The sequence below is a fragment of the Streptomyces sp. E-08 genome (genome assembly GCF_049913095.1).
GTDB lineage: Bacteria > Actinomycetota > Actinomycetes > Streptomycetales > Streptomycetaceae > Streptomyces.
In genome coordinates, this window is record NZ_CP183971.1 from 7,075,537 (window position 1) to 7,101,640 (window position 26,104).

Sequence of the window (26,104 nt, forward strand, 5' to 3'; positions counted from 1 at the left end):
TATGGGATCACCAGAATCGCGCGAAGGCATGCCCAACAAGGGTTCGGTCCTTCTCGCCGTCCGCTTCTACGCACGGGAGCTGGTCCGCCTCCGCCGGCTGGCCGCCCCGGCCCTCCTGCTTCCTGCACTCGGCAACATCGGCATCAACTACATCGCCCCCCTCGTCGTGGCCAAGCTGGTCGGCCGCATCGCCGGCGACGGCACCGGCGACGGGCTCGGCTCCCTCCTCCCGTACGTCCTCGTCTTCGCCGGCGTCCTGCTCCTCGGCGAGGCCCTCTGGCGCGTCGGACTGCACTGCCTCAACCGGCTCGACGCCCGCGGCATCGAGAACCTGTACGTCATCGGCATGGACGAACTCTTCGCCAAGGACGCCGCGTTCTTCCACGACAACTTCGCCGGCTCGCTGACCAAACGGGTCCTCAGCTTCGCCTCCCGCTTCGAGGAGTGCATCGACACGCTGACCTTCTCCGTCATGGGCAGCTTCGTCCCGCTGCTGTTCGCCTCCGTGGTGCTCTGGCAGTACGACCCCCTGCTCGTGGTCGGACTCCTCGTCCTCATCGCGGTCACCGGCGTCGGAGTGGCCCCGCTGATCCGCCGCCGCCAGGAGCTCGTCGCCCAGCGAGAACAGGCCATCGCCCGGGTCTCGGGCCACGTCGCCGACAGCCTGACGAACATGGACACCGTCCGGTCCTTCGGCGCCGAGCGGCGCGAGGCCGCCGAGCACCGCTCCCGCGTCGCCGAGTCGCGGCGGCTGACCCTGCGCTCCTGGGACTACGGCAACCTGCGCATCGACACGCTCGTCGCGCCGATGTCCGTCCTGACCAACGTCCTCGGCCTGGTCCTCGCCGTCACCCTCGGCGGCGGGCAGCACGGCGTGGAGGCCGTCATCGTCGCCTTCACGTACTACGCGAACGCGACCCGGATCATGTTCGAGTTCAACCAGATCTACCGCCGTCTCGAGAGCTCCATGACCGAGGCCGCGCAGTTCACCGAGCTCCTCCTCGACCCGCCGACCGTCCTCGACGCCGAGGAGCCCGAACCCCTCCGGCCCCGGGGTGCCGACGTCTCCTTCGAGAAGGTGACCTTCGCCCACGCGGGCGCGAAGCCGCTCTTCGAGGGCCTCGACCTGGACGTGCCCGGCGGAGCGAAGATCGGGTTCGTCGGCCGGTCCGGCGGCGGCAAGACCACACTCACCCGGCTGCTCCTCCGGATGACCGACATCGACGGCGGCCGGATCACCATCGGCGGCCAGGACATCAGCCGGCTCCGGCAGACCGATCTGCGCGGCATGATCGCGTACGTGCCGCAGGACCCCGCCATGTTCCACCGCACCCTCCGCGAGAACATCGCCTTCGCCCGCCCGGACGCCACCGAGGCCGAGATCCGGCGGGCGGCCGAGGCGGCGCACGTCACGGAGTTCGCGGACGCCCTCCCCGAGGGCTTCGACACCATGGTCGGCGAGCGCGGAGTGAAGCTCTCCGGCGGCCAGCGCCAGCGGGTCGCCCTCGCCCGGGCCATCCTGAGGGACGCGCCGATCCTGCTGCTCGACGAGGCGACCAGCGCCCTGGACTCCGAGAGCGAGATCCTCGTGCAGGAGGCGCTCTGGCGGCTCATGGACGGGCGGACGGCGCTCGTGGTGGCCCACCGGCTCAGCACCGTCGCCACCATGGACCGGCTCGTCGTCCTCGACCGCGGACGGATCGTCGAGCAGGGCACGCACCAGGAGCTGCTCACCGCCGAGGGCGCCTACGCGAAGCTGTGGCAGCACCAGTCGGGCGGCTTCCTCGACGACACCCCCACCTCGCCCGCCGGCCTGCGCTGAAGGGGCGCCTCCGGGGATCTCGGTGGGGTCGGTCCTGATGTCGTACAGGGCCCACTCGGGGTTGTCCACAGGTTGTCCCGGGCGGGGCCGGGGTGTCGGTGCGGACGGCTAGGCTTCAGAAATGGTCCTTTCCGACGCCCCCGACACCTCCGACGAGATCACCGACACCTCGGAGGCGGTCTCCGACGCCTCCGAGGAGATCTCCGACGCCGCCCGGGTGCTCCAGCGCGTCTTCGGCTACAGCTCCTTCCGCGGGGAGCAGCAGGAGATCATCGAGCAGGTCGTCGGCGGCGGCGACGCGCTCGTCCTGATGCCGACGGGCGGCGGCAAGTCGCTCTGCTACCAGATCCCCGCCCTGGTCAGAGCGGGGACGGGAGTCGTGATCTCGCCCCTCATCGCCCTGATGCAGGACCAGGTGGACGCGCTCAGGGCGCTCGGGGTGCGGGCCGGCTTCCTGAACTCGACGCAGGACCCGTACGAGCGGCAGGCCGTCGAGCAGGCGTTCCTCGCGGACGAGCTGGACCTGCTCTACCTGGCCCCGGAGCGGCTGCGCACCGAGGGGACCCAGCGGCTGCTCGACCGGGGAACGGTGTCGCTCTTCGCGATCGACGAGGCGCACTGCGTCGCCCAGTGGGGTCACGACTTCCGGCCCGACTACCTCGCGCTCTCGATGCTGCACGAGCGGTGGCCGAAGGTGCCGCGGATCGCGCTGACCGCGACGGCCACCGAGGCCACCCACGCGGAGATCGCGAAGCGGCTCGGCCTGGAGGACGCCCGGCACTTCGTCGCGGGCTTCGACCGGCCCAACATCCAGTACCGCATCGTCCCGAAGAACAACCCGGTCAAGCAGCTCCTGGAGCTGATCAGGACCGAGCACGACGGGGACGCGGGCGTCGTCTACTGCCTCTCGCGCGCCTCGGTGGAGAAGACGGCGGCCGCGCTCGTGGAGCAGGGCATCGACGCCGTCCCGTACCACGCCGGGATGGACGCCCGGGCGCGCGCGGCGAACCAGGCCCGCTTCCTGCGGGAGGACGGGGTCGTCGTGGTGGCGACCATCGCCTTCGGCATGGGCATCGACAAGCCCGACGTGCGCTTCGTGGCCCACCTCGACCTGCCCAAGTCCGTCGAGGGCTACTACCAGGAGACCGGCCGCGCCGGACGCGACGGCGAGCCCGCCACCGCGTGGCTGGCGTACGGCCTCCAGGACGTCGTCCAGCAGCGCAAGATGATCGACGGCTCGGAGGGCGACGAGACGCACCGCCGCTCCCTGGCCATGCACCTGGACGCCATGCTCGCCCTCTGCGAGACGGTCGACTGCCGGCGGGTGCGGCTCCTGGAGTACTTCGGGCAGTCCGGCAAGCCGTGCGGCAACTGCGACACCTGCCTGACGCCGGGGGAGTCCTGGGACGGGACCGTCGCCGCGCAGAAGCTGCTGTCCACGGTGTGGCGGCTCGCCAAGGAGCGGCGCCAGAAGTTCGGCGCCGGCCAGATCATCGACATCCTCCAGGGCAAGAGGACCGCCAAGGTCATCCAGTTCGACCACGACGGGCTCTCGGTGTTCGGCGTCGGATCGGACCTGGGCACCGCCGAGTGGCGCGGGGTCGTCCGCCAGCTCCTCGCGCAGCGGCTGCTCGCGGTGGAGGGCGACTACGGGACGCTCGTGCTCACGGAGGACAGCGGCGAGGTGCTGGGCGGCCGCCGTCAGGTCCCGATGCGCAAGGAGAAGGCGGTCGCCGCCGCCCGCAAGGAGTCCGGGGCCCGCTCCGGCAAGGGCGCCCGCGTGCCGGTCGATCTGCCCGCGGCCGCCGTGCCGGTCTTCGAGGCCCTCCGCGCCTGGCGGGCCGCGACGGCGCGCGAGCAGGGCGTGCCGGCGTACGTCGTCTTCCACGACGCGACGCTGCGCGAGATCGCGACCCGTATGCCCGCGACCGTCGAGGAGCTCGGCACCGTCGGCGGCGTCGGCGAGGCCAAGCTGACCAAGTACGCCGAGGGTGTCCTCGACGCCCTGGCCGAGGCCGGCGGTGCCGGGGCGAGCACTCCGCCCGCACCCGCCGCTCCGGCCACCCCGCCGGCTGCCGCGCCGGCGGTGCGGCGCGCGGAGCCGGACGTCCCTCCGTCCTCCGACGAGGAGCCGCCGTGGGACATGGACGAGCTCGAACCGCCGTGGGACGAGGACGAGTAGACCGGGGCACCCTGGTCGGCCGGAGGCCGTGTCGGAGACATCCGACACGGCCTCCGGCCGTTTCCGGGGGAGGCGGGACACGCGACGCGGGACACGGCAGGGATGCGGCGCGGGATGCGACACGGGACAGGGTCCGGGACGGGCGGGGGAGGCCTCGGCGGCGGACCCGGGGCGGCACGCGAGGGACGCTCCCTATACGCCCCCGAACTGCGGTGACGGCAGGGCGCCCTGCCCCGCGCCAGGCCTCGGGGACGGTTCTGGGACAGCGCGGGACGGGGGCGTAGGCGCCCCCACGGGCCCGGCGCGGGCTGTTAGTTTTCCGGTCGCCGCCTCCGGAGCCGTACCTGCCGGCCCCGGCGGTCCGGATCCCGCCCCCCTTCCCCGCACGTGAGGAACCCTCCGCCGATGACGAGCAGCCGGGACAGAATCCTGCGGACGGGCGCGGCGCTCGCCGTGACCGCCCTCGCCCTGACCGGATGCTCCACCGGGCAGCCGGGGCCCGCCGCACCGGCCGCCGCCACCGTCGCGGCGCGCTCCTCCGCCGACCCGTCGACCTGGACCCTGCCCATGCAGGCGTACCGCCCCACCACCGAGCAGACCAGGACCCTCGCCCGCGCGGAACAGAAGCTGGTCGGCCGGTGCCTCGAGGAGTTCGGGATCGACTGGAAGCCGGCCCCCGAGCTTCCCGCGATCGGCCCGAAGAACATGCTCGACTGGCGGTACGGCATCCACGACGCCGTGATGTCCGCGAAGTTCGGCTACCAGGTGGACCCGGCCCAACGGGACCGCTACGAGCGGGCGTTGCGCGAGGCCGATGCGCGGCCCCGGCTCTCGGACGACGCCCAGCTGGTCCTGGGCGGCTCCGACGTCCCCGCCGAGGTACGGCAGAAGGCGGGCCCGGAGGCCCGCCGGGACTTCTACGCGGGGCGGAGGATCCCCGAGGGCGGCTGCTTCGGCGAGGCCCGCCGGACCCTGGGCGGTTCGTCGCAGGCAGTCTCCCCGCTGGTGCAGCGCCTCACGAACGACTCGTACCCCGCGTCCACGCAAGACCCGCGGGTGAAGACGGTGTTCGCGCGGTGGTCCGCCTGCATGAAGGCCAAGGGGTACACCTACCCGGCGCCCATGGCCGCCAACGACGACCCCAGGTTCAGGCCCCGGCCCGAGGGCGTCTCCCGCACAGAGGTGGACACGGCGCTCGCCGACCTCGACTGCCGTGCCACGTACCGGGTCGCGGAGGTCTGGCACGACGCGGAGACGCGGATCCAGCGCGCGGCCGTCCAGAGCAACGCGAAGGCGCTGACGGCGGAACGCCGCGCCCTCGACACCACCGTGCGCAAGGCGGCGGACGTCCTCGCCCGCCCCTGACCCCACTGCTTCCTTCCCGACGATTCCGTTCCGACGATCACTCCGGAGTTCTGATGCAGACCTCGACCACCTCGCGCCGCCGCCTGCGCACCGCCCTCGTCGCCGCGGTGATGGGCGCATCCGCCTTCACCGGCACGGGCATGGCCCACGCGGAGGGCGACCCCACCGCGTGGATCTCCAACGACGAGATGACCATCATGTCGATGGAGACGTGCGCCAACCAGTCGGAGGAGTACCGGTTCCGCCTCTACTACAGCCCCGAGTACAAGGGCGCGTGGGTCAACATCGGCCACCCCATCTACGACATGCTGGCGCTGAAGATGCCGTACTCCGATCCCCGCCCCCTGTACTTCTGCGGCGGCACCGGCACGGGCAGCGGTCAGCGGGCCGGCAACAACGCGGGCTCCGCCTACAACTGGTACGAGGGCTACATCGGCACGCTGTACTACAGCGCCGGCTACAAGGGGGCCTTCGAGATGATCGGCGCCCGGTCCGGGCACTCCCTCCTCAACCTCCGGAACAACAACCGCTCCATCGAGTTCAGCCGCCCCTGGTAACCGCTCAGGCGGGCTGCGGCGTGAGGCGGCGCAGCCCCCTGCGGTCGTAGTAGTGCGTCATGGCGAAGCCGAACGCCAGGGCCACCACCACGCCGACCGCGATCATGATCCAGCCGCGGGCGAGTCCCGCGTCGGCCCGGGCGTCGAAGTACAGGATGGACCGGACGCCCGAGCTGAGCTGGTGCATGGGCTCGAAGATCCCCAGGAAGCGGTAGAACGCCGGCGTGGCCTCCAGGGGGACGGTCGCCCCGGACGAGGGGAGGGCCAGTGCGATGAAGACGAACATCGACACGAGCTGGCCGATGCCGCCGAAGGCGGCGTTGATGGCCTGGACGCCCAGGCCGACGGCGACCGTCGCGCAGTAGGAGAAGAGCCACAGCATCGGCAGATGGCCGGCGTCCATGCCCAGGATCGCGATCGTGGCGACCATGACGAGCGTGGTCGTCAGGAGTGAGATCCCCGCCGTCATCAGCATCTTCAGGACGAGCGTCTGGGTGCGGCTGACGGGGACCGTCGGCCGGCGGGTGTGCCAGGGACCGATCTCGCTGTCCGTGTAGCCGAGGGCGGTGTCGACGCCGTTGTGGACGAGGTTCCCGCCGATGAATCCGCTCAGGACGAGCAGCAGCGTGTAGTAGAAGGCGGTCAGGCCCAGCCCGCTGTGCCGGCCGATGGGGTGTCCGACGCGGGTGGTGACCGCGACGGGGTCGGCCAGGAGCAGTCGCGTGGTCGGGTCGGAGGCCGCGGCCGCCAGCTGCTTGCCGATGGTCAGCGAGGCCCGGTGCGCCGCGCCCTGGTTGATCTGGGAGGCCAGGGACGAGCCCAGGCTGCCGAGGCCGGGGTTGGTGAGCACGGTGAGCGTCGGGCGGACCGTCGCCCGGTTCGTGGTCAGCGCGGCGACGGAGACGGTGAAGTCCGCCGGGACGACCAGGGCGCCGAAGATCTTGCCCGAGGCCAGCGCGTCCTGGGCCTCCGCGCGGTCGAGGCGGCGCCAGTCGATGTCGGCCTTCGAGGAGCCGGTCGCGGCGATCGAGTCGGTGATCTGCTTGCCGAGGTTCTCCGACTGCCCCGGCAGCGGACGGCCCTCGTCCTCGTCGACCAGGGCGATGGGCAGCCGGTTCAGGTGGTCGCTCGGGCTGAGGATGCCGCCCATGTAGAGGAGCGACAGCAGCAGCGACACCAGGGCGCACAGGACGGTCGGTACGAGCCACAGCTTGGCGTGCCGGAGGAGAGCGGTGGCACGGACCTGGGGGACGGGGTCCGGGGCGTTCGGGGGGATCGCGGAGGTCATGGGGCCATCGTCGGCGGGCGGGGCGGCGATCCGGGCATTTCGGCTCACTGCGGGTGGGGGCGTGTCGGGCGCGTCGCCGGTCCCGTGCGTCGGGCGCGCCGCCGGTCCTGCGCGTCGGATGCGCCGCCGGTCCCGTGCGTCGGGCGCGCCGCCAGTCCCGTGCGTCGGGTGTGACGCCGGTCACGCTCCGGTCGCCGAGCGGGAGGCCGGTGTGCCGGCCGCATCGCCATCCGCTCCGATTGCGGAGCGGTGAACGCCGGGTTTGAGTGGGAAAGCCCCTCCTTCCGCGCCTCCAGGAGCTGTCATGTCGATGGCGTTCGGTTCCCCCTTCGGTTCGTCGGACCCCTTCAGCGACCTGTTCGACCGGTTCTTCGGGATGTCGCCCGCGTCCTCGCCCCCGGCGGTGCAGCGCGTGCCCATCGGACGACTGCTGACCGAGTCCTCCCACGAGCTGTTGAACACGGCCGCGCGCAAGGCCGACGCGGACGGCAGCTCCGACCTCGACACGGAACACCTCCTGTGGGCGGCGACCCAGGTCGAACCGACCCGCCGGCTGCTCTCCCAGGGCGGGGTGAGCCCGGACAAGCTCGCCGAACAGCTCGCCGACGTGCTTCCCCGGGAGTCCGCCGAGCCGTCGGCCGAACCCGGTCTCACCCCGGCGGCCAAACGGACCCTGGCGACCGCCCACGCCTACTCGCAGGCCGCCGGGGTCTCGTACATCGGCCCCGAGCACATCCTCAGCGCCCTCCTCGGCGACGCCGACTCCGGGGCGTCCCGCTTCCTGCGGGCCGAGGACCTGGACGTGAAGAGGCTGCGCGGCCTCACCGACCAGGCGGCCCGCCCGGAGTCCGGCGGCGCGCCCGCCGCCGCGAAGCAGCCGGCGACTACCCTCGACGAGTACGGCCGGGACCTGACGGAGGAGGCGAGGGCGGGCCGGCTCGACCCCGTCGTGGGCCGGGCCGACGAGATCGAGCAGACCGTCGAGATCCTTTCCCGGCGCTCCAAGAACAACCCCGTGCTCATCGGCGAGCCCGGCGTCGGCAAGACCGCCATCGTGGAGGGACTCGCCCAGCGGATCGTCGCGGACGAGGTCCCCGACACCTTGAAGGGCAAGCGGGTCGTCTCCCTGGACCTGTCCGGCATGGTCGCCGGAGCGCAGTACCGGGGACAGTTCGAGGAGCGCCTCAAGAAGGTCATCGAGGACGTGCAGGAGGCGAGCGGCGACATCATCCTCTTCATCGACGAGCTGCACACGGTCGTCGGCGCGGGCGCCACCGGCGAGGGCTCGATGGACGCGGGCAACATGCTCAAGCCCGCCCTCGCCCGCGGCGAACTGCACGTGGTGGGCGCCACCACCATCGACGAGTACCGCAAGCACATCGAGAAGGACGCCGCCCTCGAACGCCGCTTCCAGCCCGTCCTCGTCCCGGAGCCGACCGTCGAGGAGACCGTGCAGATCCTCGAAGGGCTGCGGGACGCGTACGAGGCCCACCACCAGGTCCGCTTCGCCGACGGCGCCCTCGCGGCGGCGGCAGAGCTCTCCGACCGCTACATCAGCGACCGCTTCCTGCCCGACAAGGCCATCGACCTGATGGACCAGGCCGGGGCACGCGTACGGCTCCGCAGCGCGGGCCGCTCCACCGAGGTCGTCAGCCGCCAGGACCGGCTCGCGAAACTGCGCCGCGAGAAGGACCAGGCCGTCGACGCCGAGGACTTCGAGAAGGCGAAGGAACTCAAGGACCGGATCGCCGAGGCCGAGGGCGAGCTCGCCGGCATCGAGGAGCGCCGCGAGGGCGTCGTCTCGGTCACGGCCTCCGACATCGCCGACATCGTCTCCCGCCGCACCGGCATCCCCGTCTCGCAGCTCACCGCCAGCGAGAAGGAGAAGCTCCTCAGGCTGGAGGAGGAGATGCACGCCCGGATCGTCGGCCAGGACGAGGCGGTCACCGCGGTCTCCGAGGCCGTGCGTCGCAACCGTGCGGGCATGGGCGACCCGAACCGGCCCGTCGGCTCCTTCCTCTTCCTCGGGCCCACCGGCGTCGGCAAGACCGAACTCGCCAAGACCCTCGCCGAGCTGCTCTTCGGCGCCGAGGACCGCATGATCCGGTTCGACATGAGCGAGTTCCAGGAGAAGCACACCGTCGCCCGGCTCGTCGGCGCGCCTCCCGGATACGTCGGCTACGAGGAGGCCGGCCAGCTCACCGAGAAGGTGCGGCGCCAGCCGTACAGCGTCGTGCTCTTCGACGAGATCGAGAAGGGGCACCCCGACGTCTTCAACACGCTGCTCCAGATCCTCGACGACGGGCGCCTCACCGACGGCCAGGGCCGCACGGTCGACTTCCGTCACTGCGTCGTCATCATGACGTCCAACATCGGCGCCCACCGCATCCTCGCCCACGAGGGCGACGCGGCCGAGCTCAAGGACCAGCTGATGGAGGACCTGCGGGGACGCTTCCTGCCCGAGTTCCTCAACCGGATCGACGACATCATCGTCTTCCACAGCCTCACCGAGGAGGACCTGTCGGAGATCGTCGACCACCTCCTCGACCGGAGCAAGCACCGCGTCCACGCGCAGGGCATGACCCTGGAGGTCACCGAGGCGGCGAAGAAGCTGCTCGTCGCCCACGGTCACCAGCCGGCGTTCGGCGCCCGCCCGCTGCGCCGCACCATCCAGCGGGAGCTCGACAACCGCGTCGCCTCCCTGCTGCTCGGCGGCGAGGCCGACCCCGGCGACACGATCGTCGCGGACGTCGTGGACGACTCGCTGCACTGCACGGTCCGCAAGCACGAGGACGTCGGTACCGGCGCCGCGGCGGCCTGACGTCCGGCCGTGGACGACGCACCCGCCGAGGAGCGGCGGGTCGGCGCACCGCGGCACGTGGTCGCCCGCCTGGGGCGCGCGCTCTCCCCGAGGGGCGCGCTCGCCCTGCAGAGCGTGGACGGCGCCCTGTCCTTCGCGCTGCGGGCCGCGCTCGCCATGGCGCTGCCCGCGGTGCCGATGGCGCTCGCCGGGCGGGCGGACGAGGCCGTCTACGCGATGCTGGGCTCCTTCACGACCACGTTCGGCCGCAACCTGCCCTACGCCCGCCGCGCCCGCGTACTCGCCGTCGTCGCCGTGGCGATGACCGTGTGCGTGGGCTGCGGCGCGGCGTTCGCCGCCTGGGTGCGGCCGGGGGACGGGGGAGTGGGCGCCGCCGTGACCGTCGCCGCGACGGCACTGGTCGCCGGCCTCGCGAAGCTCGCCTGCGACGCGGCCCGGCTCAGCGGCCTCGGCGCGGTGCTGCTGCTGTTCTCCTTCGCGGTGGCGGCCAACGGCACCTCCGCCCCCGACGACGTCCTGCCCCGGGCGGGCCTGGCCGCGTGCGGTGCGGCCGTCGCCTGGGTCCTCGCCGTGGCGGGCGGGCTCGTCCACCCGGACCGCCCCCAGCGGCTCGCCGTCGCCGCCGCCCTGCGCGAGCTCGCGGACCTGTGGGACACGAGCGGTACGGGGGACGCCAGCGGTACGGCAGACGGCGCCCGGCCCGTACGGCACCGGGCGACCGCCGCCGTCCTCCAGGCGTACCGCACGCTCGGCGTCCTGCCCCCGTCCGGCACCGAGCGGCGCGGCCGGGGCGACACCTGCGTGCGCCTCACCGACCTGTGCTGGTCCCTCCTCGTCGGCTCCGCCCGCCGTCCGCCGCACGACCCCGCGGGCCTGGCCCGAACCCTGCGCCGCCAGGCCCGGCTGCTCGCCGCCCGCCGCCGGCGGGCCCCGCGCATCCTGCCCGAGCTCGCCCTGCCCGTCCTGATCTCCCAGGCCGGGGTGGTCGCCCGCCCCGCACCCGCCGCACGCCCCGGAGGCCCCGGGCCCGTCCCGGCCGATCCGACCACCCTGCGCGCCACCGGACTCCGGGCCGCCGCACTCGTGACGGGACCGGCCCACGGCCGGGCGGCGGTCCTGCTCGTGCCGGCGCTGCGGATGGTCCTCGGCACCGGTCTCGCGGGCGGGATCGCGCTCCTCCTGGGCCTCGGGCACGGCTACTGGGCCGCGATCTCCGCCGCCGCCGTCCTCCACTCGGTCAACGTCCGGACCGCCGCCCAGCGGGCCGTCCAGCGCACCCTCGGCACGGTCGCGGGCCTCCTGCTCGCCCTCGGCGTCCTCGCCCTGGGCCCCGAGCCGGTGACCCTCGTCCTCGTGATCGTGCTGTTCGAGTTCCTCCTGGAGTACGTCGTGGCCCGCAACTACGGTCTCGGCGTCGTCTTCCTCACCCCGCTGGCCCTGCTGATGACCGACCTGGCCGCGCCCGCGCCGGCCGGGGCGCTCGTCGAGGACCGGGCCCTGAGCAGCGTGCTCGGAGTCGCCGTCGGGCTCGGCTGCGCGCTGATGGTGGTCCACGACCGGGCGGCGGTACGGGCGGAGCGCGCGCTCGCCGCCTGTGCGGAGGCCTCGGAGCGGGCCGAACGGGCCCTGGAGGAGGGGGACACACGGTCGTTCCCGCTCGTCCAGACGCGCCTGGCTGCGGCCGCGGTGGAGCTGCGGGAGGCGGACGACGCCGCGGCGGGCGAGCTGTGGCCGGCCGAGATCGACCCGACCGAGCTCGCCGCCGCGGAACGGCGCGCCTACCTCCTCCTGGACCGGCTGGTCCGCACCGGGTGACGTGACGTCAGGAGGAGGGTCCCGACGTCAGGGGGGCGGCCTCGGACCTCAGGAGGCGGTCTCGATCGTCACCTTGACGTGCTTCATGATCGGCTGGTCGCTCTGGGTGCTGTAGTCGCCCAGCGCGCACAGCACGTTCATCTCAGGCATGTAGCCGGCCGCGCAGCCGCGCGGGATGTCGTACGGGACGGCGAGGTAGCCCTTCAGATGCCGCCGGCTGCCGTCCTTCGCGGTGCTCGTGATGTCGACGCGCCCCATGTCGGCGATCCCGCGCTCCCGCATGTCCGCCCGGTTCATGAAGACCAGCGTGCGGCAGTTCTTGACGCCCCGGTAGCGGTCGTTGTCGGAGTAGATGGTGGTGTTCCACTGGTCGTGGGAGCGCATGGTGCCCAGCGCCAGGGTGCCGGGCGCGGGCACCACGTCGGGCAGTTCGGCGCTGGAGAACTCGGCGCGCCCGGACGGGGTGAGGAAGACCAGCTCCCGGGCGGGCTGCTTGATGCGGAAGCCGAGCGGCAGCCGTACGCGCCGGTTGAAGTCCTCGAAGCCGTCGAGCGCGCGGGCCATGGTGTCCCGGATGCGGTCGTAGTCCTCGATGTACCACTCCCAGGGCGTGGCGCTGTCCGGCAGTGCGGCGCGCGCCATGCCGGCGACGATCGCCGGCTCGGACAGCAGGTGCGCGGAAGCGGGCTTCTTCATGCCGACGGACAGGTGCACCATGCTCATCGAGTCCTCGACCGAGGTGCTCTGGACACCCTTGCGCTGGTGGTCCTTCTCGGTCCGGCCGAGGCAGGGCAGGATGAGGGCCTGCCGGCCGTGCACGATGTGGCTGCGGTTCAGCTTGGTGCTGACCTGCACCGTGAGCTCGCACCTCCGCAGCGCCTCGTAGGTGTACGGGGTGTCGGGGGCCGCGAGCGCGAAGTTGCCGCCCATGCCGACGAAGACCGTGATCTCGCCGTCGTGCATCGCCTTGATGCTCGTGACGGTGTCCTTGCCGTGCGCCCGTGGCGGGTCGATCTCGCACACCTCGGCGAGCCGGTCCAGGAACGCCTCGGTGGGCCGGTGGTCGATGCCGCAGGTGCGGTTGCCCTGGACGTTGCTGTGGCCGCGTACGGGCGAGGGGCCGGCGCCCTCCCGGCCGAGGTTGCCGCGGAGCAGCAGCAGGTTGACGATCTCCCGCACGGTGTCGACGCCGTGCTCGTGCTGGGTGACGCCGAGACACCAGCTGACGATGGAGCGGTCGGCCTCGCCGTACACGCGGGCGGCCTTCAGGATGTCCGCGCGGCTCAGCCCGGACTGCCGTTCGAGCTCCGCCCACGGCGTGGCCTCGCACAGGGCGCGGTATTCCTCGAAGCCGGAGGTGTGCCGCTCGATGAACTCCCGGTCCAGGGCCTTCGGATCGGTCGAGGACTGCTCCAGGACCGCCTTGGCCATGCCCCGTACCAGGGCCATGTCGCCGCCGATCCGCGGCTGGAGGTTCAGCGTGCTGGTCTTCGTCGTCTTGAAGAGGGCCATGTCCGTGAAGTCGTGCGGGACGATCGTGCGGGTGGCGGCCGCTTCGACGAGCGGGTTGACGTGCACGATCTGGGCGCCGCGGCGGTGGGCCTCGGCGAGGGCGGTGAGCATCCGGGGCGCGTTCGACGCGGCGTTCACGCCGAAGATGAACAGGGCGTCGGCGGTCTCCCAGTCCTGGAGGTCCACCGTGCCCTTGCCGGTGCCCAGGGAGGCCTGGAGGGCCCGGCCGCTGGCCTCGTGGCACATGTTGGAGCAGTCGGGCAGGTTGTTCGTGCCCAGCTCACGGGCCATCAGCTGGTAGAGGAACGTGGCCTCGTTGCCGAGCCGGCCTGAGGTGTAGTACGCGGCCCGGTTCGGGTCGTCGAGGCCGCGCAGGGTGCGGCCGACGAGCGCGAAGGCGTCCTTCCAGCTGATCGGGACGTAGTGGTCCGAACCGGGGTCGTAGACCATCGGCTCGGTGAGACGGCCCTCGTTCTCCAGGTCGTAGTCGCTCCACCCGGCCAGCTCGGTCACCGAGTGGGCGGCGAAGAACTCGCGCCCGACCCGCTTGCGGGTCATCTCCCAGGTGACGTGCTTGATGCCGTTCTCGCAGATGTCCAGGTGGAGGCCCTTGGTGTCGTCGGGCCACGCGCAGCCGGGACAGTCGAATCCGGTGTTCTCGTGGTTCATCCGCATGATCGCGCGCGGTCCGTCGACCAGTGCGCCCTCGCGCACCAGGAAGCTCGTCACGCTCTTCGCTGCGCCCCAGCCGGCGGCCGGGTGGTGGTACGGCCGGAACTCCGGTTCGCCCTCCGGGGTCGGACCCACCCGGGGTTCCCGTTCGTCCTGGGTGGTGCTCTCGTCCTGGTCGGTGCTCAAGGCGCTTCACCCTCTCGCCCTGCGGACGCATGGGCATGATGGGACAAAAGGACCCCTTCGGGCAGGCTAAGCCCCTCGCCCGGCGCATGCCACCTCACGACGGAGGGGCCGCGTCGTGACGGAAGGGCCGCGTCCTGACGGACGGGCCCTTCATGGCGGAGGGGTCGCGTCGTGCTGCGTGACGGATCATGCGCACCTACGCTGGCGCTGTCCGTTTTCTTCGCTTCAAGTCGGTTTGTTTCCCGGTCATCTCTCGTGGGAGCGTCATGGTCGTACCCCAGCCGGTCGTCGCCCCGCCCTCCCGGGCGGCCGTCTTCCTGGTGGCCACCGTCAACCCGGGTGGTGAGACCGCCGTGCGGGAGGTGCTCCAGGACGTGACGGGACTGACCCGTTCGGTCGCGTTCCGTGTCCCCGAAGCGCACCTCACCTGCGTCGCCGGGATCGGCTCCGAGGGGTGGGACCGGCTCGTCGGAGGTCCTCGCCCCCGTGAGCTGCACCCCTTCCCGACCCTGCGGGGGCCCCGACACCGTGCCCCGGCCACCCCCGGTGACCTGCTCTTCCACCTGCGGGCCCGGCGCCTGGACCTCTGCTTCGAACTGGCCCGGCACATCGTGGCCGCCCTCGGCCCCGCCGTGACCGTCGTCGACGAGGTCCACGGCTTCGGGTACCTCGACGACCGCGACCTGCTCGGCTTCGTCGACGGCAGCGAGAACCCCGAGGGCACGACGGCCGCCGACGCGGTCCACATCGGCGACGAGGACCCGGACTTCCGGGGCGGAAGCTACGTGATCGTCCAGAAGTACCTGCACGACATGCCGGCCTGGGACGCGCTCACCGTGGAGCAGCAGGAGCACGTCATCGGGCGCGGCAAGGGGTCCAACATCGAACTGTCCGACGAGGTCAAGCCCCCGGACTCGCACGTCGCGCTCAACACGGTCACCGACGAGAACGGCGTCCAGCAGCAGATCTTCCGCGCGAACATGCCGTTCGGGCGGATCGGCGCCGGCGAGTTCGGCACCTACTTCGCCGGCTATGCGCGGACCCCCGCCGTCACCGAGCGGATGCTCCGCAACATGTTCCTCGGGGACCCGCCCGGCACCACGGACCGCATCCTCGACTTCTCCCGGGCCGTCACCGGCGGCCTCTTCTTCGTGCCGGGCACGGGCCTCCTCGACGACCTCCCCGCCCCCTCGGCCGCCGCGGCCCCCGGCCTGACCCTGGGCATCGGCAGCCTGAAAGGAGCCCCAGCCCCATGACGTCCCCCGATTCCACCAGCAACCTCCACCGCGAACTCGCCCCGATCACCGCCGCCGCGTGGGCCGAGATCGAGGAGGAGGCCCGCCGCACCTTCCGCCGCAACGTCGCGGGCCGCCGCGTCGTCGACGTCCCCGACGCGGCCGGGCCCGAGCTCTCCGCCGTCGGCACCGGCCACCTCACCGACCTGCCGGCCCCCGCGCCGGGCGTCACGGCCCGGCTGCGCGACGTACGGCCCCTGGTCGAGCTCCGGGTGCCGTTCACCGTCGACCGGGCCGCCGTCGACGACGTCGAGCGCGGATCGAAGGACTCCGACTGGCAGCCCGTCAAGGACGCGGCCCGCACCCTCGCGTTCGTCGAGGACCGCACCGTCTTCGACGGCTACGGAGCGGCGGGCGTCGCGGGGCTGCGCGCCCGCAGCTCGAACCCGGTGCTGCGGCTGCCTCCCGAACCCAGCGACTTCCCCGACACGGTCAGCAGGGCGCTCACCTCCCTGCGGCTCGCCGGCGTCGACGGTCCGTACGCGCTGCTGCTCGGCGCCGATCAGTACCGGGCGGTCAGCGAGACCTCCGACCACGGCTACCCGATCGCCGCCCACCTCGCCCGGATGCTGGACGGCTCCCCGATCTGGGCGCCCGCCCTCGACGGCGGCTTCGTCCTCTCCACCCGGGGCGGCGACTTCGAACTGCGCATCGGCCAGGACGTGGCGATCGGCTACACCTCGCACGACGCGACCAGCGTCCAGCTGTACCTCCAGGAGACCCTGACCTTCCTGGCCTACACGGACGAGGCCGTCGTCGTCCTGGAGCCCTGAGCCGTGAACCCACGGCTGTTCGGCGCCGTACCCCGGCTGGCCGGGTCGGCGCTCGTCGGCGCCGCGTCCGGCGCGGCCGTCGCCGCCGTGACCGGCACCCCGCTGGGCGTCCTCGCCGGCATCGCCACGGCCGAGACCCTCTTCGTCCTCAGCGGCTGGACGGCCCTGTGGCCCATGGACGCCGCCACGACCCACCGGAACGTCCGGCGCGAGGAGTTCCGGCCCGTCGTCGAGGAACTCCTCGTCGTCACGGCCTCCCTGTCCGGGCTCGTCGCCATCGTCGTGCTGCTCCTGGTCGGCCACACCGCCCTGAGCCACGCGGCGGCCGCCACGGCGCTGTGCGGCGTCTTCATGGCCTGGGCGGGGCTCCACCTCACGTACGCCACCCGGTACGCGTACCTCTACTACGCCGTGAAGCCCGGCGGCGGCATCGACTTCAACTCCCCGAACCCGCCGAAGTACAGTGACTTCCTCTACTTCAGCTTCAACCTCGGCATGACCTACCAGGTCTCCGACACGAACGTCTCCAGTCCCACGATCCGGTCGGTCGTCCTGCGGCACTGCCTGCTGTCGTACGTCTTCGGGGCCAGCATCCTGGCCACCACGATCAACCTCGTCGCCACGATCGTCACCGGCTGACCCGTGCCGCCGTCAGCCGATCGAGACCACGACCGCGGTCGTCCGGCCCTCGGGGGTGTCGTACGTGACGGTGTCGCCGGCGCCGTGGCCGAGCAGTGCCCGGCCGAGCGGGCTCTCGGCGGTGACCAGGGTCGCGTCGAGGGCGTTCGCCAGCTCGCCGATGTGGAGGTTCGACTCGGTGCCGTCCGCGAAGCGCACGGTCACACTGCTGCCCACGCCGACCGCGGAGGTGGACGGCGCTTCGGCGACGGCGCCCTCGCGGAGCCGGCCCTCGATCTCGGTGACCCGCCCGTCGAGGCGGTCGAGCTCGTCGGCCCGCTGCAACTCGTCCGCCTGGTCGGCCCGGTCGCCGGTCTCGTCGCCACCGCCGTCCCGCAGGGTGGCGGCGACCGCCTCGCGTTCGGTCTTCAGGTCGGCGAGTTCGCCCTCCAGGGCCTCGCGGGCGACGGCGCTGAGGGGCTCGGGTCCACCGGTCATTGCTGCTCCCGTTTCTCGACGGTCGTGGGGCGGGGGGACGTGCGTCAGCTTCCGCTCGGACTCGGCCTGGCCTGCGTCACCGGGATGTCGAAGACGTGATCCGGCGTCACGATGCGGGTGATGGCCTGGCCGAACAGCGTGCTGGGCTCGATGTTGTCGTGGAGGACGTCCGTGTTGAGGAGGACCACCAGCGTGGCCTTGGCCTCCGGAAGATAGATCGTGAGCGACTCGTACCCCGGCAGGGAGCCGTTGTGGCCGATCCAGCCCTGGATGTTGAAGATGCCGAGGCCGTACCCCGCGCCGGGGATGCCCGAGGGGTACACGTGCAGCCGCTCGGCCTGTGTCTTCGGCGTCAGGAGGGTCCCGGTCGCCACCACCCGGGCCCAGGTGCGCAGATCCTGGAGGTCGGAGATCATCGCACCGGCCGCCCAGGCCCAGGACGGGTTCCAGTCGGTGGAGTCCTCCAGCTTCCCCGAGGCGGTCTGCTCGGTGTAGCCGTGGGCGTGCGGGCTCGGGAAGGCGGCGTCGGTCGGGAACACCGTGTGGCTCAGGCCCGCCGGCTCGATGACGTTCTTCTGGATGTAGTCGTGCAGCGGTGTTCCGCTGACCTTCTCCACGACGAGACCGAGCAGGATCAGGTTCGTGTTGCAGTAGTCGAACTCGGCGCCCGGCTGGAACTGGATCGGGTGCTTGAACGAGTAGGAGAGCAACTCCTGCGGAGTGAAGGGCCGGTACGGATCGGACGTGAGCGCCTTGTAGAAGTCCTCGTCCGCCGAGTAGTTGAAGAGACCGCTGCGCATGGAGGCGAGGTTGCGCAGGGTGATGTTGTCGCCGTTCGGGACCCCGTCGACGTACTTCGAGATCGGATCGTCCAGACCCGCCTTGCCCTGGTCGACCAGTTCGAGGAGGGCGGTCACCGTGAACGTCTTGGTCTCGCTCCCGATCCGCATGAAGAGACCGGGGTCCATGGACTCGCCCGTCGCCTTGTTCGCGACGCCGAAGGAGCGGATGTACGTGCCCTTGCCGGGCGCGGAGAGGGCGACGCTGACACCCGGGACACCGGCCTCCTTCACCACGTCCTGCACCGCCCGGTCCAGACGGGCGGCGACGGCCGGGGTGAGCTCCGGGAATCCCGCGTCCGCCGATGGCGAGGGGGCCGCCGCCACGAGGGCGGCGGGGCCGGGGGGTTCGGCCGCGAAGGCCGCGCCCGCGCCGACGGGCGCGACGAGGATCCCCACGGCCGCGAGGGCCGCGCAGACGCGACGGTTTCGTGTGTGCGAGTACCTCACGGCGGGCCTCCTGCCGGCCGGGGACAACACTCCACCTCCAGGCTAGGGCGGCGTGGGCGCCCCCGCATCGCGACCCGGCCCGTCTGTTAGGTTGCGGTTCCCTGACCCGGGTCGAGAGGGAACGCGCATGGCCGTCATCCACCACACCACGATGCAGCCCACCAAAGCGGAACTGCTCACCGCGTGGCTGCCCAGCCGCACCTGGTACGCCGGCGGAGCCGACGGGCCGCGCCCGGCCAAGGCGGGCGGCTTCCGCCTCGACGACCCCGCGGGCGAGGTGGGCATCGAGTTCATGGCGGTCACCGACGGTGCCGGGCCGGACGCGCTCACCTATCTGATCCCGATGACCTACCGGGGCGCACCCCTGGAAGGCGCCGAGGACGCCCTCATCGGCACCTCCGAGCACGGCGTCCTCGGCACGCGCTGGATCTACGACGGCACCCACGACCCGGTGCTCGTCGCGCAGTTGTACGCCCTGCTCGCCGGCCACGCCCAGGCGCAGGACCAGTCCGTCGACGACACGACCGACCTCAGCGTCGCCGCCTCGCTCGCCCCCGCAGGGACCGCGGCGGAGCTCGTACGGGTCACCGAGGGCCCCGACCACACCGACGTGACGGTACGGGAGACCGGCGCGGCCGCACCGCTGACCCTGCGGGTCCGGCGCGTCCTGCGCGCCGACGAGGACGGCGGACCGGGCCGCGGCCGGGTCGTCGCCGAGTGGCGCCTCGCCGACGGGACCGGCGCACGCGGCGCGTTCGCCGTCGCCCTCGGGGACCGGGCCTAGGCCCTGTCGTCAAACTCCCGCCTGCCCCGCGACGCCATGCACGCGCTCTCGCCGCACCGGGCACAAGCCCGAGTACGTCCAGTACGAGGGCTCGCGCCCGGCACGCCGAGAGCACGCACCTGACGCCGCGGGGCCGCCCTTCGGGCGACGACGGGAGTTTGACGACAGGGCCCAGGTCAGACCCAGTTGACCTCCGCCTTGGCGAGCAGCGGGTCGTCCACGAGCTCCCACAGGGGGACGGCGAAGTTGCCCGTGCCGTAGCGGCCGCCGAAGTGCAGTCCGAGGACCCGGTGGTCGGTGAGGTCGAACACCGGGGAGCCGCTGTTGCCGCCGAGTGTCGAGCAGTCGTGCTTCATCACCAGCCCGCCGGGCACGAACTCGGTGGCCGTGCCCGGCTGGAGGCGCTTCACGTTGTAGACGTCCATGAAGATCCGGCGCATCGACTCGGGTTCGTTGCGCCGGCCGTCCCAGGCCGGGTAGCCGATCACGTACACCGGGCGGCCCGGCAGGCTCGCCGGCGCGTCCGCCGCGACCGCGAGCGGCGTCGGCAGGCCGTCCTCCGCCGAGGGCTCGACGCGGAGCAGCGCCATGTCGACGTCGGGGTGGACACCGATGACGTCGGTGATCTCGTACGCCACCGAGGGCCCGGGCGGCGCGCCCGCGACGGGCAGCTCCTCCGCCGGGTCGACCCGCGCCGACATGCCGAACTCCAGCGTCCACTGCTCGCCCTCGAAACGGCTGAACTCCGCCGCCACGTGACGGTTCGTCATCACCGTGCGCGGACCGACCATGAAGGCCGTCCCGATCCAGTCCAGGCTGGGATGCCCGGTGACCTCCACCCGGCCGACCCGTACGAGGGACTCCCGGATCGCGGGACGCTGCGGCTCCAGGACCGCCCACTCGTCGTGCTGCGCGGCGAAGTCCTGGCGCTGGACCAGGATCGCCGGCCGGCCCTCCAGGAGGACGATCGCCTCCACGCCGAAGGCCTCGTCGCCGTCGAGCTCGTCCTCGCGGTGCCCGGCCAGCTTCTCCAGGCCGCTGACCCCGGCCTCCAGGACGCGGGCCCGCTCCTCGCGTGCGAAGCGGGAGATCTCGGCCGCCGGGGCCACGTCCGCGGGCAGTTCGAGCGCGGACTCGGCGATCTCCGCCTCCAGCTCCGCGCGCACCCGCGCGGCGACCTCCCGCAGGTCACCGAAGATCCGCTCCGCGCCGGTCGCCACCGGCGACACGCTCCGTGGTCCGTTCGGCATATTCGCTCACCTCGGCTTCGCGTTCCCCGTCCCCCCGGGCCGGCCGCCCCGACTGGGCCGCCATGATCTCCTCGTACAACTCCTTCCGGAACTCCCTGAGATGGGCCAGGATGCCGCTCATCTGGGTGCCCACGTTCACGAACCGCGTCCGGGCGCCCTGGAACTCGACCTCGTCCACCTTCCGCGTCCCCCGGTGCAGCCCGACCACCGTCCAGTCGTCGAGGCAGACCGGGGAGCCCGAGGAACCGCCCCGGGTGTCGGTGAAGTACAGGATGTCGTGCTCGTCGGCCCGGTAGACCAGGTTGTTGCGCAGCGCCACCCGCTTCGGCAGCCCGCCGGGGTGCTGGATGATGTTCACCGGGACGCGCTGCCGCTCGCGGACGAGCAGCGGCCGGGTGGCGATCCGGAGCGTCGGCCGCTCCCGCTGGTCGGCGGAGAGCCGCACGATCGCGTAGTCGAGTGCGGCGTCCCAGGCCGCGAGCTCGCCCGCCGTCGCCTCCGGCGCGGCCGCCGCGTTCTCGACGAAGTCGAAGCGGGAGCGCGACATGAGCGCCTGGAGCCGCAGATCCTCGTCGCTCACGTACGGTCGGACGCCCGACTCCCACGAACGGGCCATCACCACATGGTGGTTGGTGATCAGCAGCCCCGGGGCGATCATCCAGCCGGTGCCGCCGTGCGGATACGAGGGAAACAGCGGCGCACCCGACTCGTACGGCGGGATCCGCAGCAGCGCGACGGAGGCACCGGCCCGGATGCCGCCGTGCAGGAACTCGTACGGCACGGTGTCGTCCTGGAGGACGATCTCCTCCTTCAGCTCCCCGGGCATCATCTCCGCCGACAGCTCCGCCTCGCCCGTGATCGCCCGGGCCACGGCGTCCAGGGCGCCCTGCAGGACGGCGCGCGGGCCCTGCTCACGGGTCTGCTCGACCGCGTTGTGCAACCAGATCTCCAGCGGCACCAGGCCGTCGAGGAGACGCTCGACCTGGTTCATCGCGTTGAGGTCGGCGTGCGCCTGCTCCCGGGGGTCGGCCAGCGGCTCCAGGGTGGCCGTGAAGTAGCCCGGGATGCCCTTGAGCAGCGCCGGGCGCAGGGCCCGGTCCGCGAGCCCCGCCTCCATGGCGGCGTTGCGGACCCGGACCAGCTCCTCCTGCGGCAGGTACGGCACCTTCCGGAGCGCGGCCCCCGCGGCGTTCGGCGGCGGGCGGGTCCACAGACCGGTCCGGGGCCCCTGCTCCGCGCCGGGCCCGGCCGGGACGGCCGTGTGCGCGGCCGGGCCCGCGTCCATCGCGGACGCCACCCCGAGCAGCAGGTCCCCGCTGCCGTCCCGGAGCGCGAGCGCCTGCCGGGCGACGCCGTCCAGGGTGCCGCGGCGCCGCGCCTCCCGCAGGTCCCGCTCGATGCGCTCCAGGTCCGGACGGGCGCCACCGGAAGCCTCCTCGCCCCCGGAGCCGGCGGCGGACTCCAGGATGCGGGTCAGCGGCCCGCGGAGGCCCGGCTCGTCGGTGAGGGTCGTGTCGATCCAGCGGGCCAGCTCGGTGACCACCGCCTCCTCGTCCGCCGGGAGCCCCACGAGCCGCAGCGTGTGCTCCAGGAGCCCCGGGTCCGCCCGGCACGCCGTGGCCGCCGCCGTACGGGCGAGGGACGGCTGCCGGGCCAGGTCCGCGTCCGGCATGCCGCGCAGTGTGCGGGCGAGCCGCTCCTCCGCCGGGGCGGCGTCACCGTCCGCGAGCGCGGCGAGCCGCGAGCGGGCGACGAGCACGCCCAGCGACTCGTGGCGCAGCCCGAGGCCCCCGGCGATCTCCTCCGCCTCCTGGAGGTCCCGCTCCGCCGCCGCGAAGTCGCCGGTGTCCTGGGCGAGCCGGGCCGACAGCTGGAGCAGTTCGAGCCGGGTCTCCGCGCAGCCCGCCTCCTCCGCCCGGTCCACGGCCCGCTCGGCGCCCGCGCGCGCCTCCGCCGTCCGGCCCGAACGGGCCAGGGTCTCGGCGAGCAGCGCGTGCAGCCTGCTGCACGGGGTCCACGGCCGCCGCTCCGCGAGCCGCTGGCCCGCGGCCTCCACGTACCCCTGGGTGAGCAGGTCCTCGACCTCGCGCGCGGCGATCCGCTCCCAGTCCTCCTGGTCGGCCTCGGTCATGACCTGGTCGGGCACGTGGCCGCCGATCCTGCCGAGGAGGAACGCGGCCGAGCGGTGCGGCATCTCGCGGTGCGCCGACCCGCTCAGGTAGGACGCGACGCCGGGCTCCCAACGGGCCTCCACCGTACGGGGGTTCTCGCCGAGCCGGAGCCGGTGGTAGATCTCCTCGGCGCGCTCCCTGGGCCCCTCGCGGGCCGCGTAGTAGGCGACGGCCCTGCGGTCCACGGCCCGCATCAGGTCCGTCCGTGCGCTGTCCGAGAGGCGCAGCATGATGGCCCGCAGATCGGTCCGGTGCCGGATGGCCTCCGGTCCCGCGGACTCCATCAGGTCGACCCGGGACGTGAGCAGACCGTAGAGCGCGCGGGCCTCCGCGGCGCTCTCGACCGTCAGCCCCGCGGGCTTCGCGAGGACCTCCAGGATCAGGTCGGGGGTGATGAGGCGGAGGGCCAGACCCGCCTGCACGAGGGCCCGGACGTCGTCCTCCGCGATGTGGTTGAGCAGCCGGTCGTACAGCATGCCCTGGATGAGCATCTGGTCGACCTGGTGGTCGAAGTAACGCCGCCGGGACGGAAGTCCGCGCAGCAGCTCGCCGAGCGAGCGGGAGCCGGTGCCCAGCGCGACGGCCGTCCGGGCCGCGAGCCTGAGGCTCAGCGGATGCCCGCCGATCCGGTCGGCCAGGTCCTCCGCCAGCGGCTCGTCGTCCACCCCGGAGGACATCAGCAGGTCCACGGAGGCCTCGCGGTCCAGCTCGGCGAGCTCCATCGTGCGCGGGGTGAGGACCCGGGCCGGGTGGTCGATCGGCGCGCGCCCGGAGACCACGAACCGAAGCCGCGCGTAGGCGGCCCGCAGGGCCGTCCAGACGGCCCACATGCGGGCGATGACGGGGGAACCCCGGTACTGGGCCTCCTCGAAGGAGTCGACGACCACGACCAGCGGCGGGGGCGGGTCGCCCGGCGGCGGCCGGACGGCCTCGGCGACCAGGGACGCGACCCGGTGGGCGAGCTCCTGCTCACGGGCGCTGGCCCGGGCGTGGAAGTCGGACGAGTAGTCGCGGCCGAGCGTCGCCCGGGTCCCGGCCAGCCGGGACAGCTCGTCGAGCTCGTTGCGCTCGCCGCGCTGGAGCGCCGCCGTCCGCTCGCACTCGTCCGCGAGCTCCTCGAAGGCGGCGCGGTGCTCCGGGTGGTGGACGCCGAGCTGCCGGGCCATCTCGGCGATGACGGTGGCGGGTTCGTGGATGGAGAGCGTCGGGCGCGCGAAGTCGATGTAGGCGAAGGGGAATCCGGTGGGGCCGGCGGCGGCGAGCGCGTCGACGAGGAACCTGGCGAGCAGCGTGCTCTTGCCGATGCCGCCGACGCCGTGCAGGAGGACGGGCGGCTCCGCCGGCTCCTCGGGCAGCGCGAGATAGGCGTGCAGTGCGTCGAGTTCGGCGGTGCGGCCGTGGAAGGTCCCCCGGACGAGACGCCGCAGCGGCTGGACGAGCTGGGCCCGCTCCAGCCGGTGCTGCACCTCGTCGACGCCGGGCAGCCCGGTCACCCCCGGCACCCGGCTCAGCCAGAGGACGGCCTGCAGCGCGTCGGAGAGCACCTCGACCTCGTCCTCGCCGTCCGGGGCGCCGTAGGGTCCCGCGGCGCCCGGCGGCAGCCCCGCGCCCGTCAGGAGGGCCAGGGCCGTGCGTTCCGGGCCGGGACCCTCGGGGCGCAGGCCGATCCCGGTCCGCAGGAGGCTCAGCGCGGCTCCGGGGCCCGCCAGGCCCGCCAGCGTCGCGTCGCGGATCTCGGGCTTCAGCGTCCACACGGTGCCCCCGGGCGCCGGCAGCGCCGTGCAGTCGTCGACCAGCTCCAGGACGGCCCTCCCCGTGGCACGCTCCTCGCCGGTGAGCCGGAGCCGTGCGGGGTCGAACTCCTGGAGCAGGCAGGCGGCCTCGCGGTAGGACCTGCGCAGGTCGGGCAGCGCGTCGGCGGGTGCGGCGAGGCCGGTCCGCAGGGCGTCGCGCAGGACGTGACCCGCCTCGCCCGGCGGCGGTGCCGTCGGCGGCAGCGCGCGGTGGAGCCGTACGACGTCCTCCACGGCCGTGCACAGCCGGCGCATGGGGCTGTCCGGGTGCGAGGGCGACGCGACGGCCCGCAACACCTCGGCCACGGCCGTCTCCGTGAGTTCGCGGACGGTCTCCTCCTCCCCGACGGGGGCGTGGTCGGTGAAGAACTCCGTGAAGAAGGCCCGCAGATCGTCCTCGCCGGCGATCCTCGTCGTGTCGCGGCACTCGTTCTTGCGGACCTCGTAAGGGAGTTGCCGCATCGTCGTCGCGTAGCCGAGCAGCACGAGGCGGGGCACCGTCTCGGCGCGGACCGGGGTGTGCTCGTAGATCGCCCGGGCGAGGACGCCGACGCAGTCCCACACGTCCGAGTGGGGGTCGAGCCGGTCGCAGTCGTCGAGGACCAGCCAGAAGCGCTCCTCCGCGGCGGTCGCCCTGGCGACGATCCGGTGCGCGGCGTCCTCGAAACAGGGCAGTGGATCGTTCAACCGTGTCGGATTCAACGGCAGCTCGTCGCCCTCCGGCCCGGCCACGAAGGCCCAGAGCCGCTCCATCAGGCGCGCCGCCGTCGAGGTGCGGCCGAGGGTGACCCGTACCGGCCGGAAGTCGCAGTGCTGCCCGAGGTGGCGGATGAGCTCGTAGGTGTACGAGCGTCCGCTGTCCGGCGGCCCGTCGACGACGAGCACGGTCTGCTCGGGGTCGGCCAGGAAGCCCCGGAGCTTCTCGCGCAGCTCGCCCCGGTCGAGGAACACCTCCGTGCCGTGCTTCAGGAGCATGCTGTCGAACGGGTCGCGGGGCGAGCGGCGCAGCCGCTCGTCCTCCCGCAGCCGGGTCAGCAGGTTCCGGGCCTCGGCGCCCTGCTCGAAGGCGTGCGGGTCGTCGATCGCGGCGAGCGCGTCGAGACCGGCGAGCACGGAGAGCAGCCGGCGCTGGTGGGCGATGTCCCGGCGGGCCGCGGCGACGACGAGCAGGGCGTTCCGGTCGGCGTCCGGGGTGAGCGGCAGGTCCTCGACGAAGTCGGCCGGCAGGCCCGCGCGCAGCAACCGGTCCCGGGGCTCGGGGGTGTCGAGGAGATGGTCCCGCACCCAGCCCGCGACGAGCCCCCATTCCGTCTCGGTGAGCGGCATACCGCACCTGCCCGGCGCTCTTCGCGCAGCGCCGGTCGCTCCGGCGCCGGACCTGACGAGAATCGTGACCGGCCGTGACCGGTCGAG

At 73.0% G+C, this 26,104-nt stretch carries 16 protein-coding genes; 10 read left to right on the forward strand and 6 right to left on the reverse strand.

The window, feature by feature from the left end; all coding sequences use genetic code 11:
- Positions 1-28 precede the first annotated feature (28 nt).
- The 4 genes from ACN9MM_RS32580 (at position 29) to ACN9MM_RS32595 (ending at position 5,926) form a co-directional block, all read left to right on the forward strand.
- On the forward strand, positions 29-1,822 hold the full coding sequence (locus ACN9MM_RS32580) for an ABC transporter ATP-binding protein (RefSeq protein ID WP_426367297.1): 1,794 nt from the start codon (positions 29-31) through the stop codon (positions 1,820-1,822).
- 121 nt (positions 1,823-1,943) lie between these two features.
- Positions 1,944-4,004: a DNA helicase RecQ gene (recQ, locus tag ACN9MM_RS32585; RefSeq protein WP_426367298.1), complete on the forward strand. Its 2,061-nt coding sequence runs from the start codon at positions 1,944-1,946 to the stop codon at positions 4,002-4,004.
- Positions 4,005-4,409: 405 nt separating this feature from the next.
- A complete protein-coding gene (locus ACN9MM_RS32590; protein ID WP_426367299.1) occupies positions 4,410-5,369 on the forward strand; it encodes a hypothetical protein in 960 nt (319 codons plus the stop codon).
- A 53-nt stretch (positions 5,370-5,422) separates the two neighbouring features.
- Positions 5,423-5,926 (forward strand): hypothetical protein, encoded by a 504-nt coding sequence (locus ACN9MM_RS32595; protein WP_426367300.1) that lies wholly within the window; start codon positions 5,423-5,425, stop codon positions 5,924-5,926.
- Positions 5,927-5,930: 4 nt separating this feature from the next.
- On the opposite strand, the gene ACN9MM_RS32600 is transcribed toward ACN9MM_RS32595, so the two are convergent.
- Positions 5,931-7,214, reverse strand: coding sequence for a YhgE/Pip domain-containing protein (locus tag ACN9MM_RS32600; RefSeq protein ID WP_426367301.1), 1,284 nt, complete (start codon positions 7,212-7,214; stop codon positions 5,931-5,933).
- Between the two features lie 304 nt (positions 7,215-7,518).
- On the opposite strand from ACN9MM_RS32600, the gene ACN9MM_RS32605 reads away from it, so the two are divergent.
- Complete coding sequence (locus ACN9MM_RS32605) at positions 7,519-10,035, forward strand: ATP-dependent Clp protease ATP-binding subunit (RefSeq protein ID WP_426367302.1); 2,517 nt, start codon at positions 7,519-7,521, stop codon at positions 10,033-10,035.
- 9 nt (positions 10,036-10,044) lie between these two features.
- Positions 10,045-11,850: an FUSC family protein gene (locus tag ACN9MM_RS32610; protein WP_426367304.1), complete on the forward strand. Its 1,806-nt coding sequence runs from the start codon at positions 10,045-10,047 to the stop codon at positions 11,848-11,850.
- A 48-nt stretch (positions 11,851-11,898) separates the two neighbouring features.
- Here ACN9MM_RS32610 and ACN9MM_RS32615 read toward each other — a convergent pair whose 3' ends face one another.
- Positions 11,899-14,220, reverse strand: coding sequence for an FdhF/YdeP family oxidoreductase (locus ACN9MM_RS32615; protein ID WP_426367305.1), 2,322 nt, complete (start codon positions 14,218-14,220; stop codon positions 11,899-11,901).
- A gap of 266 nt (positions 14,221-14,486) precedes the next feature.
- On the opposite strand from ACN9MM_RS32615, the gene ACN9MM_RS32620 reads away from it, so the two are divergent.
- The 3 genes from ACN9MM_RS32620 to ACN9MM_RS32630 are packed head-to-tail and all read left to right on the forward strand — an operon-like array spanning position 14,487 to position 16,927.
- Complete coding sequence (locus ACN9MM_RS32620) at positions 14,487-15,476, forward strand: Dyp-type peroxidase (RefSeq protein WP_426367306.1); 990 nt, start codon at positions 14,487-14,489, stop codon at positions 15,474-15,476.
- Entirely contained in the window at positions 15,473-16,288 is an 816-nt protein-coding gene (locus ACN9MM_RS32625; RefSeq protein WP_426367307.1) for a family 1 encapsulin nanocompartment shell protein, read from the forward strand. The genes ACN9MM_RS32620 and ACN9MM_RS32625 overlap by 4 nt, the downstream gene beginning before the upstream one ends.
- A 3-nt stretch (positions 16,289-16,291) precedes the next feature.
- Positions 16,292-16,927: a DUF1345 domain-containing protein gene (locus ACN9MM_RS32630; RefSeq protein ID WP_426367308.1), complete on the forward strand. Its 636-nt coding sequence runs from the start codon at positions 16,292-16,294 to the stop codon at positions 16,925-16,927.
- 12 nt (positions 16,928-16,939) lie between these two features.
- Here the strand turns inward: ACN9MM_RS32630 and ACN9MM_RS32635 are convergent, their stop codons facing one another.
- On the reverse strand, positions 16,940-17,404 hold the full coding sequence (locus ACN9MM_RS32635; RefSeq protein ID WP_426367309.1) for a GreA/GreB family elongation factor: 465 nt from the start codon (positions 17,402-17,404) through the stop codon (positions 16,940-16,942).
- A gap of 44 nt (positions 17,405-17,448) precedes the next feature.
- Entirely contained in the window at positions 17,449-18,693 is a 1,245-nt protein-coding gene (locus ACN9MM_RS32640) for a serine hydrolase domain-containing protein (RefSeq protein ID WP_426367310.1), read from the reverse strand.
- Positions 18,694-18,820: 127 nt separating this feature from the next.
- On the opposite strand from ACN9MM_RS32640, the gene ACN9MM_RS32645 reads away from it, so the two are divergent.
- Complete coding sequence (locus tag ACN9MM_RS32645) at positions 18,821-19,477, forward strand: maltokinase N-terminal cap-like domain-containing protein (RefSeq protein ID WP_426367311.1); 657 nt, start codon at positions 18,821-18,823, stop codon at positions 19,475-19,477.
- Positions 19,478-19,653: 176 nt separating this feature from the next.
- On the opposite strand, the gene ACN9MM_RS32650 is transcribed toward ACN9MM_RS32645, so the two are convergent.
- Together ACN9MM_RS32650 and ACN9MM_RS32655 are read right to left on the reverse strand one after the other, a co-directional pair.
- Positions 19,654-20,727, reverse strand: coding sequence for a trypsin-like serine peptidase (locus ACN9MM_RS32650; RefSeq protein ID WP_426367312.1), 1,074 nt, complete (start codon positions 20,725-20,727; stop codon positions 19,654-19,656).
- On the reverse strand, positions 20,666-26,017 hold the full coding sequence (locus tag ACN9MM_RS32655; RefSeq protein ID WP_426367313.1) for a trypsin-like peptidase domain-containing protein: 5,352 nt from the start codon (positions 26,015-26,017) through the stop codon (positions 20,666-20,668). Before ACN9MM_RS32655 ends, ACN9MM_RS32650 begins: the two co-directional genes overlap by 62 nt.
- Positions 26,018-26,104: the final 87 nt, after the last annotated feature.

Coding starts and splice junctions, on each gene's coding strand:
- ACN9MM_RS32580 (WP_426367297.1), top strand. CDS start 29: ATGCCCAACAAGGGTTCGGTCCTTCTCGCCGTCCGCTTCTACGCACGG.
- recQ (WP_426367298.1), top strand. CDS start 1,944: ATGGTCCTTTCCGACGCCCCCGACACCTCCGACGAGATCACCGACACC.
- ACN9MM_RS32590 (WP_426367299.1), top strand. CDS start 4,410: ATGACGAGCAGCCGGGACAGAATCCTGCGGACGGGCGCGGCGCTCGCC.
- ACN9MM_RS32595 (WP_426367300.1), top strand. CDS start 5,423: ATGCAGACCTCGACCACCTCGCGCCGCCGCCTGCGCACCGCCCTCGTC.
- ACN9MM_RS32600 (WP_426367301.1), bottom strand. CDS start 7,214: ATGACCTCCGCGATCCCCCCGAACGCCCCGGACCCCGTCCCCCAGGTC.
- ACN9MM_RS32605 (WP_426367302.1), top strand. CDS start 7,519: ATGTCGATGGCGTTCGGTTCCCCCTTCGGTTCGTCGGACCCCTTCAGC.
- ACN9MM_RS32620 (WP_426367306.1), top strand. CDS start 14,487: ATGGTCGTACCCCAGCCGGTCGTCGCCCCGCCCTCCCGGGCGGCCGTC.
- ACN9MM_RS32625 (WP_426367307.1), top strand. CDS start 15,473: ATGACGTCCCCCGATTCCACCAGCAACCTCCACCGCGAACTCGCCCCG.
- ACN9MM_RS32635 (WP_426367309.1), bottom strand. CDS start 17,404: ATGACCGGTGGACCCGAGCCCCTCAGCGCCGTCGCCCGCGAGGCCCTG.
- ACN9MM_RS32645 (WP_426367311.1), top strand. CDS start 18,821: ATGGCCGTCATCCACCACACCACGATGCAGCCCACCAAAGCGGAACTG.
- ACN9MM_RS32650 (WP_426367312.1), bottom strand. CDS start 20,727: ATGCCGAACGGACCACGGAGCGTGTCGCCGGTGGCGACCGGCGCGGAG.
- ACN9MM_RS32655 (WP_426367313.1), bottom strand. CDS start 26,017: ATGCCGCTCACCGAGACGGAATGGGGGCTCGTCGCGGGCTGGGTGCGG.